Below are 12,296 nucleotides of genomic sequence, written 5' to 3'. Positions count from 1 at the left end.
ACCGGCCTAACCTTCGTTATTTCCAGATTTCAGATTCATCTTGAGATATATTTTTGCATCTTCCACGTAATGCTTTGCTGAAAGTTTTAAAAACAGGCTTTCCTCAGAGGTAAGCGGACGCTTCGGTTTAGCCGGGACACCAAAAGCAAGCATTCCAGCTGGAATAACACACCCTTCAGAGACGATCGAACCTGCTCCGATCAGCGCTCCCTCTTCGATGACCGCGCCATCCATAATGATTGCACCCATTCCGATGAGACAGAGATTCCCAACCGTACAGCCATGGAGAATAACACGATGGCCTATGGTTACATCGTTCCCAACCACCAGCGGATGCGTCTTGCGGGTGACGTGGAGCATCGAAAGATCCTGTATGTTCGTGTTGGCACCAATTCGGATGTAATGGACATCCGCCCGGATCACCGTGTTGAACCAGACGGAGGCGTTTTCGCCGAGTTCGACATCTCCGATGATGATCGCACCAGTTGCCACAAAGACTGACGAAGGAAGTTTGGGGAGAATGCCCCGGTATCGAATCATCATGGTTTTGGACGTGTTGAATTGTATAATTGTTGAGTTGTTTCATTGGAAATTATTCCAGGTTTCCCAATTCCACGATTTAACAATTCAACAGGGTTTCATAATATTTCAAGGAGTTCTGTTAGCGATTCAATTCTAACATAATCACTTTCCTGTTTATAGAGGCGATGCCGGTCGATCAAGACCGCCTGGAGTCCCGCATTTTGTGCTCCCCGGACATCATCAGACATCGAATCTCCCACATGAAGCGCCTTCGCGGGCTCTATCCTATGGTGTTCGAGCGCCTTCTTGAATATCTTCGGGTCTGGTTTGGGAGCTCCTGCCTCTGTCGAAAGTGTCAAACTGTCGATCAGCCCGTCGATTCCCAAAGCCCGGTTTACGTCGTAGACCCGGGTATCAAAATTGGTAATCATCCCGGTCCGATATCCTCTTTTTTTAATTTCGGTTAATACCTCAAATGTTTCGGGAAATAATTCCCATCCCTGGCTCCCCTTAAAAATGGCATAAACCTCCTGGAAATAATCTTCGAACGAAGGAATCATCCCCACCTCGGTAAAGACCGACTTCACCACGCTGTACCACCAGGCTTTTTCGAGTGTCACTCTTTCATTGGATGATACGGTCGACGAGATTACCGGGGGAGGTTCTTTTTTAAACACCTTAAAAAATGCGTCATCAATCTCCCTTTTTGTCGCAGTGGAGCCATGTTTTCGCGCAGCGTTCAGATAGAGTTCTCCCACCGATCCTCTGGTTTTAAAAAGGGTCTCAGCCGCATCGAAAAAAATTACTTTAAGAGGGTGGTTTAGTTTAGACATGGTCGATCACTGTTAGATCCGGGAAATCGGACTTTCTTTCCGGACATTTTTCTCAATCGAGGAGGATTCCTGCGGAGGTCGAATTCCATATGGCGATGCGCCATCGAAGCGCAGTTTCTTGCTCAAGATAATCTGCAGGATTATAGTTATCCGTCAAGAGAATTCCCGTCCGGTCAGTCAGATGGAGCTCCTGCCGATTCAGGATTTCCGAGTCGGAGGTTAGATATTCAAGCGGCTTCGTGGACGCCACAAAAATATAATTGGAAAAATTGTCTTTCAATGAAGTGGTAAATAAAGCCTGGTGAGGGAAAGTATGATGGAGTGTCCTATTGATCGAAGCGGTGAAATCCGAGCCCTCTCCGGAAAAGAGTCCGATCGAATTGATAACCAGGATACCATCTTCCGTCAGGCTCCTTTTAATCTGTTCAAAGCATTCCCGGCTTAAAAGATAGAAGGGAGAAGATTCCCCGGCGAAGACATCGAGAACGAGATAGTGATATTTCTCCCTATTTTCATTCAAGAAATGTCGGGCATCTTCAAGAACCAGGCGAAAACGTTCAGGATGAAACTGAAAATAAGCTTGAGCCACTTCGGGGATTCTCGGGTCAATCTCAACAATATCGACCGCGTCCCCCATTTTATATTCTGCCTCCGGAATAATTCCGCCGCCCAGACCGATGACTGCCCCGTGAAAACTCTTTCGTTCCGATTTATTCCGGTCAGTCTGGATAATCTCTTCGATCAACCGGGTGTAGGGTGCTTTTGACTGACGGGTCTCGTACTGATAGGCGGTTTGAATAGCGCCGTCAACCATCAGCATGTGGAGTGCTTCTTTCCGCAGGACTTTCAACTCTCCGTAGTAGCTTTGAGATTTGTAAATAATTTCCGAATGGAGCGATCCATCTGATGGATAAACTATCATCGCAAGGTTGGTTCCAATCAGTAAAAGGGAGAGGCAAGATAGAACCCATTTTTTTTTCATGAGAAAATAACTTCCTGAAAGAACGGACAAAAGAATGGAAGTCATCAAAAAGATATTTTTTAATCCGAGATTCGGAATCATCCAGAATCCAACCAGAAGCGTGCCAAGAATGCCACCAAGAGTGGATAACGCATAGAGATTGCCTGAAATCTTGCCGGCACGGCGGAGCTCGTTCAGGGAGAGTTTGAGTGAAAAAGGGGCAACCATTCCGAGCAGCGTGAGCGGGAGGGTAAAAAGAACAAACGCAGTTGCAAGACAGCCCAGCCTCGGTCCGAGAGAGGTCATGGCAAGCGAAACCGGTTTTTGAATCATGGGGATAAACATGATCGACAAACCGGCACCCAGGATCAGCGAATAAAAGAGATCGCGGCTCTGATACCGGTCCGAGAGAAAACCTCCCGCTGTATAGCCGAGTGAAAGCGAGATCAGGGTGATCGTAATGAGCGAAGTCCAAATAAAAAGAGAGATGCCGAAATAGGGACCTAGCACGCGGGAACCGAGCACTTCAAGAACCAGAACGATCATACCACAGAGAAAAACTGTCAAGAGTAGAAGCGCAAAATCGGCACGATTCTGAAATGGATGACTCATTTTTTGACTTTCATCTCGTTTCGACATGCCTATTTCTGAAGTTTAAAGAAGAGAAAACTATTAGCGTCAAATTTATTACCATTTTTGTTAAAGCTAAAAGCACCGGACCCTGAATCTGAAGTAAGGAAATTTCCCGTTCCCAATCCAAATATGTTGACCCCTTCCACGTTTCTAAATATCTGGTCTCCGACCGGATCGACCGTTTTTCCGGAATATTGTATTTTGCCAAAATCAGGCGGAATGACCGGAATGTTTCCAAAGGTTCCGCCTGCCTTGTAGGAGGTCATAAATCGATTGCCTGCAGCTCCCTCCGTCGCATGAATATTTTTCAAACCCGGGGGAAGATTTAAAATCAGGAATCTTCCGGAAGTATCCGTCATGGTGTTGGTGGTCGAAGGCATCAGAGTTCCGTTTTGATAATAACGCACCTGGCCAACGCTGTTGCCATCGAGATCGGCCGCCTCGATCTTTACCTGAGGTACCGGAACTTCGATTCCCGGCAGGTACGCAAGTGTTCCGGTAGCGGACTGCAGGGCTACAACATCCAAAAAAGTATCATTGTTAAAATCGGCAAATACAAGGTTGGCCGGATTTCCTGGAAGTGCGTATCGGACCTCTTTTGCAAAGGTGCCATCTCCCACACCGGTCAATACGGAAATCTCACCTGCATTCAGGCCAGAAGAGGTAATAAGATCATTTCGTCCATCAAAATTAATATCCTGAATCGAAATGGCCTCAGGTGCTCCTGCAAGAGTGCAAAAGGAAGGAATCGGCGCTATCTGACACAGATCTTTCGAAAAAAGGCCTCCTCCCTTGCCCAGCATCACTGAAATCGAACTTGAAGCATTGTTGATCACAACCAGGTCGGGCAATCCATCTCCGTTGAGATCGGTTGCAACAATTCCGACCGGAACGTTACCCACGAAAAGGGGACTCGCCGGCGACTGAGCAAAGGCTCCGGTCCCGTAACCAAAGAAGACGGATACCGCGCCGGAAGTACTTCCGTTTGGACCAAGCTTGTTGACCACGGCGAGATCCAGATTTCCGTCTCCATTGAAATCCGCATTAAGTATCGCTGACGGGCTGGTTCCACCGCTTGAAAAATTATAGACCTGGCTGCTGAAGAGACCATTCCCTTGTCCAAGTATTACGGAATAGGTGTTGTTTCCCGAATTGGCAACCGCCAGGTCGAGAAAACCGTCATTATTAAAATCTCCCACGGAAATGTCTATCGGCCTGGAGCCGGAAAGGAGCGGAATGGGATTTCTAAAATTGGGAAGAAAACTCGGAGCCAGATGAAAATTCCCCTCCCGGGTACCCAGAAGGACGGAAATTGAATCCATCCCATAATTAGCCACGATCAAATCAGGTATCCCATCTCCATCGATGTCTCTGACCCGGACTGAGACCGGTTCCGCCGTGTATTGACAGCTCTGCCCCGGTGCCAATACCAACCCGTACGGCATGCAGAGGGGAGAACCTGTTGACATTCTAAAAGTACCGTCCCCTCCCCCCAGAAATACCGACAATGTGCCGTCGATCCAGTTCACCAGCGCAAGATCAGGCTCGTTATCCTGATTAAAGAGGCCTGCCGAGAGTTTATGCGGTGCATTCGTAATCGTGGACATGGCCGAAAAGGTGATTCCTGGCAGGGTTACCGCTGATGTAAATCCTGACGTGGTGACCTTTCCTCCGATCACGCCAAGGGAAGAGTAATCAGGTACCAGACCCGCATTAGCGGCTTCGCTTACCAGTGCGCCGGTCGTAATCGCTTTCAAATTCAATCCGCTGATATCGCTCGTGTCGGTCTGAAAAAGATTGTAGGTATCCATACCACCCGGTGATTTCGCCTTCACCGTAAACTGACTAAAGGGGGAAAAGGGGTATGAGAAAAAGCCCGCTCCGTCAGAGGAAAATTGAACCTTTTCGCCCACTGTAGAAAGCAATACCTGGCTTCCCGGAGCACCATTCAAATCGGTGGTCGATCCTGAAATCTGAACGGAAGGGATGGGACCGTTATTGACATGGAGATCTGAAATGGTCACACCATTGGCGTAAGCATAGGCTAGAATATTCCCCGAATCATCTTGCGAAACCGCCCGTATCTGAACCAGACCGGGGGGGAGATTGAAGATGATATATCCTCCGTTTCTGGATGAAGAGGAGGTGCGTGTCGGAAGACCTGCCGAATCAAAATATCGAATATCGCCAACGCTGTTTCCTGCCAGATCCGTTGCCTGCAGAGTAATCCCGTCGGTACCCCTGCCCGACAAATTATCGAAAATCAATCCGGTCAAAACGCCTTTCGTGGTATCGAGCGACGTCGATAGCCCCGCTGCGCTTAAATAAAGATTTAAAACCGTCAGCGGATAAATCGTCAGATAATGATAGGTCTGGTCGACTTTTTCTTCCTGATAGGTATCGACATAGGAAGGGGGATTGCTCACCTTCAGCGTATACGTAGCTTGATCAAGAAATTGGAATGACGCCTCCGGAATATAGAAACTCCCCACGGCATCTACCGTCGTCAGGGAAGAGAGATTCCCCAGCGCAAAAATCGTCGCAAATCCGACCGGAGTCACCCCGTCCGAACGGGTGACGCTTCCTGCGAAATCAAGGTAATGATCTATTTTACCCAGGCCCATCTTATTCATCGTCACATCCTGCAAGGTGACCGAATTGGCCAAAATACCGGCGGTTCCCTCTCCGGCCAACAGGTCAAACCCGGCGTTGGTTTGATCAATGGTGGTCGCCGAAAGATGAATCTTCCCGGTGGGGAGATCGAGTGCAATATATTTTCCATCAAGCGTTCCGAAATCCGAGGGTGGACAGTTGTTGCTGTTATTCGCGCATGTTTTGCCAGACGTTAAGTTGTAAGAATGGAGAACACCAAAAACATCATAATAAAGAACATCCCCTGACTGATCAAAATAGAAATAGGCCGGGAGAGACGGATTTACATTTGCGTCGAACGGGTCAGGATTGGGATAGCTTCCGTGGAAATAGATACGAGATTTTGATCCGTTAAAAGTCAGATCATTTCCCTGGTCGTTTGTGAGTTTTATCTTGGGGTTAATCCGAAAGGTATCATCGGTATCCCGGGCTCCTCCAACCAAAATGCCGTTGCCGGCGGTTTGGGTCCCGTAATGTGTCTGGCTCAGAACCTGGGCAAGAAGGGCATTTGGAAAGAGAAAAAGATTTTGGGTCACGTCGATTGCTCCCTGGGGGCGACTGGAAAGATCGGTCTTAAAAGTGGTGTAAGTGTCCCAGTAACCGGATTGGGTGGTTTCAACCAAAAACGTGCTGTCGGATCCCAGTCGTGGAAACCGGTAGCTTCCGGAATTGACCACGACCGAAAGACCTTTTAATCCGACAGGCGTGATCAAACCTGATTTGACACTCGTTTCCGAATCATATTCTTTGACCGCTCCGGTCACGCCGATAAAAGGGGGAATGACCGGCACGACCGAAATATTAGTCAGAAAAGCCGAATCGGCATAGGAAATCGCCTGACCGTTACCCCTTCCTCCTTCGATGGCTTTAAAATAAATTGCGCCGGGAGGCGCATTGAGAAGAGTAAACCCCCCGCTGACGCTGGTTCCCGACGTTGTGGAAAAATCAGGAACGCCACCCAGACTATTGTAAAAAAGGTCACCCACAGGATTTCCGTCGGCATCCGTCGCCCTCAATACGACACTTTCGGGGATATCTCCATTGAGTGAGAGGACATATCCCCCGACAACACCCGTACCGGGTACCTTGGAAACGTTTGCGGCATTAAAAAGATTGTCAATATCCCCCTGTGAGATTATTCTTAATATAGAAAGATCTCCCCCGATATTCGAAAAACCGGTCGCAATCGTCATATCATAGGTGGTGGTGTATGGGACATCCTTTAGACCGGTCTGATCGCAACAAAATGGGAAATCAGTATTGGCGCATCCCGTGATCAAGAAGAGAAATAACAATAATGAGAATCGCATAGCACTTCTTTCTATTTTATAACGAATAGCCCCAATTACAAAGAACAAAAGTGCCTGGCGGGAGGAAGGCAAGTGAGGTAAAAAGGGTCATTTCAGAAGCTGTAGATCAGGTCAAATTCGGCGCGGCTTTCGTTTTTGAAATAGCCTACAAAAGTAAACTGTCCCGGAAGAGGACCGTAGGCGATATCGCCTACCATCAGATCGAGAGAACCCGACAATTTGAAATGATCCGTTAGGCTGTATTCGATTTTTGGGCGGACCAGGTAGTCGTTGTCGACCAAAAAATAAAGCAGGAGCATTGAAGGAACAAGTCGGTCATTTAAAAAGGGTTTTCTTCCAAAAAAACTCAGAACCGTATCGTATTCCCGCTGGATGATCGAGGAGTCATAACTCAGTATTTTTTGCTGTTGGCCCGAAAGAGAGATGTCGGCCGAATAAAAGGTAAAATCGATGCCCAGCGCATATTTTAGATAGTTCCGCTGAAGTTCTCCAAAAATAAAATTTCCGGGCGTGGCAGGATCGACTCCCACCAAGGTTCCGAAAAATTTGTCGCGAACTAACGCCCCTTCCATATTGAATATCACCTTTCCAAACGATTTCGACAAACTTCCCCCGTAGACCCTTACCTTCGTATACCTCGGCTGAAAATTAACCGTGGGAGAGACCCCAAAACCTCCGAGTCCGAATACCGAACGATAGGAGGCAGGGAAAGGATCCCACATATAATAGTAACTGGCTGCCAGATCAACCCCAAAGAGGGTCTTGGAGATCCGCAAGCCCCAATCGGCATTTTGCAGATTGTTTTCGGGATAGACGGTTCCTGGAAGAATTTGAAACTGCTCAAACTGGCTTCCTTTCGGAGCGGGTTTATGAAACTTGAGGTCCGGAATATAGAGCCCTTCCAGGCTGAATTCTCCGAGATAAAAATCGGATTTCAGCATCCACCTCGGAATATACCGGTCGCTGACGTCCCTTAAAATAAATTCCTTAAAATCAAGCGGATTGATTTCATCCAGGATCCTCGACCCTTCAACCACACCCCACCGAACAATCTGTCTCCCCAGACGAAGATCCATGAGTGAGAAATGGGCATCCAGGTAAACTTCGCGAAGTTCGGCCGATTGATTTTCCGTGTCGACCCCTCTTAAATTTCCCACTTCGGTTCCGGCAATCGTCTGTTCCGACGGATTTTCGGTCAATACGGTCCTGGGCCCGATAATCCGGCTGATGGCATCGACCTGTTCGAGATCGGGCGCCAGGTCGTAATAGGCCCTCGGAACCACGGTCAACTGGATCGAAGGAGAAAAGGCATAGTGCGCCTCGATTCTTAAATAGGACATGATTTTCGTAAAGATCACCGGAGAATAGATCCTCAGGGCAGTCTCCTGCCGATAAAACCCGGAATAGCTGAATTTGGAAAGGAATCCCGGAGAGGCCTCGTCGGCTGCCCAGAGGGTAATCGGTCCAAAAATATTTACCCCACAAAATAAAACCAAGAAGACAAAACGTTTTATCATTCGACCTTTAAAAAAAGTAGTTGAAAGAAAATCCTGCCGTTATTTTAGAGTAACTTCCGATCGGAGAGGTCTGTTTGCTTAAAATATCGGTTACCTCCCGGTCCAATTGAACCCGGAGATTGGACCGGACGGCCTGATACCCCAGTGAAGCGCTCAGGTTGACATTCTTATAAATGGGATAAATCAGGGAGCCTGAAAGACCAAAGGAGTTGTTCTTGCGATAGACTTCGCCCAAACCATCAGTCTTCAATGCTGTTTGATCCGGATTTCTGAAATAGGTCTGGCCGATAGAGGCGGAAATCGACCCACTGAGATAATCAACGAGAGGACGGCTATAGGTGGCAGATGCATTCCATCCCACCGCGCAGTCATCCGGCGCGATCACGTCGCTATTCGTCAGGCCGAAACCTGCCGTCAGGGAACCTGACCGGAATTTGTTTTTGATAAGCGCCCAGCTAATCTCTTTGCGAACCGCATCGAAATAGGAGTTTGAAACTGAAATCGAGTAATTATATCCGAGATGGGTAATGACGGCATCAAACCATCCGATTTGCTCCTGAAAATCGGCCTTGAACTGACCGTTCCATCCGGACATACCCCCATAGGCAAAACTGATTCCCCATGCCGGACCGATGACAATCGAGAGTCCATGGAGATCAGGCCACTTCGCTTCAAAACTTGCCGATTCAAAATTAACCAGGGCCTGGCTGTAGTAATAGGTTGAAGCGGAAGCTGAAATATCAGAGGAAAGAAGAACGTTCAAGGACTTGTAGTAGAAATATTTCATATTAAATCCGACCGAAGAAAAGATTTCCGCAGTTGGCGAACCGATATCGCTGTCGCCTGAATTGCTGTCGAAATAAAAGGGGGTGTAAGAGATCGACTCGTTGATCTTCTTGTCATAAAAATTAACCCTCTCCTCGATCAAAAGCGCCTCTTTTGATTTTTCGTCTCCCAGATACTCTTTTGCTTTCCTGAAATTTTCTATTGCCGCTTCTCTCTGGCCTCGTTTCTCCTGAATCAGGCCGAGGTAAAAACGGGGCTTTGAAAATGTCGGACGGATCTTGACCGCAGATTCGTAGGCGCTTTCCGCGCCTTTTTCATCAACGAGGGTCTCATATAAGATACCCAGATCAAACCAGTAATCTTCATTCTTCGGAACCAGTTCTGTCGATTTTTTAAGCAAAGGGAGCGCCTTTGCCTTATCATTTTGCTCCAAAAAGAGGGCTTCACCCGTAACGGCATACCCTTTTCCTTCTTCAATGATCCCGATGTTCCCTTTCAGCCCTGCAATCTTCAATTTAGCCTGTTTGACCTCGTCATCTTCCGGTTTTCCCAACTCAATCACCTTTTCATACTCATTTAAAGCGCTGACCGGAGCATTGGCCAGATCGTAGAGGACGGCAAGGCGGAAATGGGCCACCAGAAAATCGGGCTTTTTTTCGGCGGCTTTTCGAAACATAAATTCAGCGGATACCAGATCGAATTTTTTGACATAGGCATAACCGAGATTATAAAGATAATAAGGATTATCCTGGTTGAATCGAATCGCTTCTTCCAGTTCTTTGATGCCGCTGTTCAACAAGGTTAATTTATCGGCAGACATCGGTTCACCTTCCTTTGAAGGAGAGGCTTTTTCAAGATCATCGAGTTTATTTAAAATATCCATTCCAGCAGTAAAATGTTTCTGCCCTTCGGCTTTTTTTTTCATTTTATCAAGTTCGGTCTTCGCTGTTCGGACCGATTTTCCTTCTTTTCCGATTTCAATCACTTTTTCAAGCTCTTTCAAGGATTCTTCATAGGCCCCTCGTCCACCCAGCAGGAGGGCTAATTGCAATCTCCCTTCAAGATGGTTCGGATCGGCGATCAGAAGTTTCTGGAGATTTTTCTCGGCTTCCGGAATCCGATCTTCCTTCACATCGATCAAGCCAAGGAAATAGAGTGCCTGGGTCTGTTCCGGAACGATCTCAAGAACCTTTTGATATTCGTTGCGCGCTTCGGAAAGTTTATTTTCACTGACCAACTCCCCACCCCTCTTCAGATGGGACCGGATCTCTTTTGCTTTTTGCGGGGTGCCGCCCATCTGAGTCAAAAGCCGCTTCGCTCTGAGCGTGATCTCGCTCTCTTTCTTGTCAAATTGAATTACGTCCTCATACAGTTTGACTGCATTCTCAAGATCCCCTTTCTTATCTGCAAGAAAGGCAAGATAAAACCGGGGAAAAAGGAGCTCGGGATTAATTTCAATCATCTTTTTGAAAATCGCTTCTCCTTTTTCAGGATCGAAACTGCTCTCCCGGATATAGACCGAACCGATCTTTTCGAGCGCCAGAAGATTGTCAGGAGAGATGGCAAGCACCTGGTTATATTTTTCGACGGCATGATCAAAATCTTCTCTTTTATAAAATTCATTCCCGTCATTTAAAAGCTGCTGAATCTGTTGAGCCCGCGAAACGTCTCCTCCCATTTGAGCGATATCTTTTTTCGCTTCCTCAATCTGCGACTGATAGAGCTGCGCATAGACCGGAACCTTTCCCAGTTCAATGACCTGATTGAATGCATCAAACGCCTTAGAAAATTCTTTTTCTTTGAGAAAAATCTTGCCAAGAAAAAAATGGCCCCTGACCAGGAGCGGATCCTTCTCAGTCACTTCGAGCAGGAGTTTTTTCGCCTCATCCAATTTTTCTTTTTTATAATCGATCGACGCGAGACCAAATTTTGCCCGGATATTTGCGGGAACAATCTGAAGAATTTCCTGAAATTCCTTTTCAGCAGGTTCCAGATCGTCCTTTTCATAAAGCGCAGCCGCCATTTTGAGCCGGCTGTCGATGGAAACGGCAAGCTCCTTGGTTGCACCGAGCTGATCAATTTTTTCTTTCGCCCGGACGACATCTTTTTGATTGGGAACTTTTTCGCCGATCTGGAGGACCAAATGAAATTCCTCCCACGCCTCGGCAATTTTCCCCTGGGATTCTTCTACTGCTCCTAGAAGAAAATGGGCGAAGAGGAGATTCGGGTCAATCGAAACAATTCGACGAAGAAGGGCGATTGATTCATCGGCCCTCCCGAGTTCGGAGAGGATGACCGCGGCGTTCTCCAACGCGTCGAGCCTTTTAGGAACCCGGTCCAGAACAAAAAGAAATTCTTTAAGCGCTTCCTCTTTCTTCTTGGCCTTTAAAAGCGTGGCGGCCTTTTGATAATGTTCCCGGACCTGGGTTGCGATCTCCGGACTGTCTCCCAACTGTGACAGGCGAAATCGTGCAATGGTCACATCGCTGGCAAAAGCCGGATTGAGCCCTTCCAGAGAAACCGCTTTTTGATAATGAGTCACGGCGCTGGCGGGATCCCCCTTGCCTTCAAAAACCTGACCCAAACCGCGGTAAGCAGGAGCGTATTGGGGTTGAAGGCTCAGCGCCATGCGAAAGGCCTTTTCGGATTTTTCCAAATCGTTCTTCTGGAGATAGACCAGACCAAGTCCAAAGTGGGCCCGATGAAGAACCGGATTTTGATTCAATGCGGTTAAAAATTCCCTCTCCGCCTGGTCCAGGTTACCGGAAAAGAGGAGCTGTGTCGCTTTTTGGAGGTGTTCTTCGGCCTGACTGCTCCCGGGTTGCAGCTGAGACCATGCGGGGGAAACAAAAAAAAAGAGGACTAAAATCGGAAAGAAGAAAGAATGAGCTTTTGAAATAACGCGGAAAGTGATGATATGAACCTGCCGAAAGAGATTAATCTTCTTGAACGCGATATCAAATTAAAGATACCAAATTTAACTGGAAAAACAAATCACGATTTGGCAAAAAAAGAGGAGAGATGGCTCAGAATCCACCACCTCTCCCCTGATTTTACTCCCTAACTTAACAGCTTCGATAAT

General features: G+C 47.4%; 7 protein-coding genes. 1 reads left to right on the top strand and 6 read right to left on the bottom strand.

The genetic code is table 11. From position 1 onward, the window contains the following. Positions 1 to 6: 6 nt before the first annotated feature. The 6 genes from HY200_03465 to HY200_03440 all read right to left on the bottom strand — a co-directional run bounded on the left by HY200_03465 (position 7) and on the right by HY200_03440 (position 11,939). On the bottom strand, positions 7 to 543 hold the full coding sequence (locus HY200_03465) for a gamma carbonic anhydrase family protein (protein ID MBI3593990.1): 537 nt from the start codon (positions 541 to 543) through the stop codon (positions 7 to 9). Between the two features lie 95 nt (positions 544 to 638). Beyond that, on the bottom strand, positions 639 to 1,355 hold the full coding sequence (locus tag HY200_03460) for an HAD-IA family hydrolase (protein MBI3593989.1): 717 nt from the start codon (positions 1,353 to 1,355) through the stop codon (positions 639 to 641). Positions 1,356 to 1,407: 52 nt separating this feature from the next. Next, positions 1,408 to 2,928 (bottom strand): fused MFS/spermidine synthase, encoded by a 1,521-nt coding sequence (locus HY200_03455; GenBank protein MBI3593988.1) that lies wholly within the window; start codon positions 2,926 to 2,928, stop codon positions 1,408 to 1,410. A 29-nt stretch (positions 2,929 to 2,957) separates the two neighbouring features. Then, complete coding sequence (locus tag HY200_03450; protein ID MBI3593987.1) at positions 2,958 to 6,911, bottom strand: VCBS repeat-containing protein; 3,954 nt, start codon at positions 6,909 to 6,911, stop codon at positions 2,958 to 2,960. A gap of 92 nt (positions 6,912 to 7,003) precedes the next feature. Then, a complete protein-coding gene (locus HY200_03445; GenBank protein ID MBI3593986.1) occupies positions 7,004 to 8,428 on the bottom strand; it encodes a hypothetical protein in 1,425 nt (474 codons plus the stop codon). Positions 8,429 to 8,435: 7 nt separating this feature from the next. Further along, positions 8,436 to 11,939 (bottom strand): tetratricopeptide repeat protein, encoded by a 3,504-nt coding sequence (locus HY200_03440; GenBank protein MBI3593985.1) that lies wholly within the window; start codon positions 11,937 to 11,939, stop codon positions 8,436 to 8,438. Positions 11,940 to 12,131: 192 nt separating this feature from the next. On the opposite strand from HY200_03440, the gene HY200_03435 reads away from it, so the two are divergent. Next, positions 12,132 to 12,278 carry a hypothetical protein gene (locus HY200_03435; protein ID MBI3593984.1) on the top strand — a complete coding sequence of 49 codons (147 nt, stop codon included), beginning with the start codon at positions 12,132 to 12,134 and terminating at the stop codon, positions 12,276 to 12,278. The last annotated feature ends 18 nt before the right edge of the window (positions 12,279 to 12,296 follow it).

The organism is Nitrospirota bacterium (assembly GCA_016194305.1).
In the GTDB taxonomy this organism is placed as follows: domain Bacteria; phylum Nitrospirota; class Nitrospiria; order JACQBW01; family JACQBW01; genus JACQBW01.
Note: the sequence above shows the minus strand (reverse complement) of the source record. Positions and strands in the feature narration are given on the sequence as shown.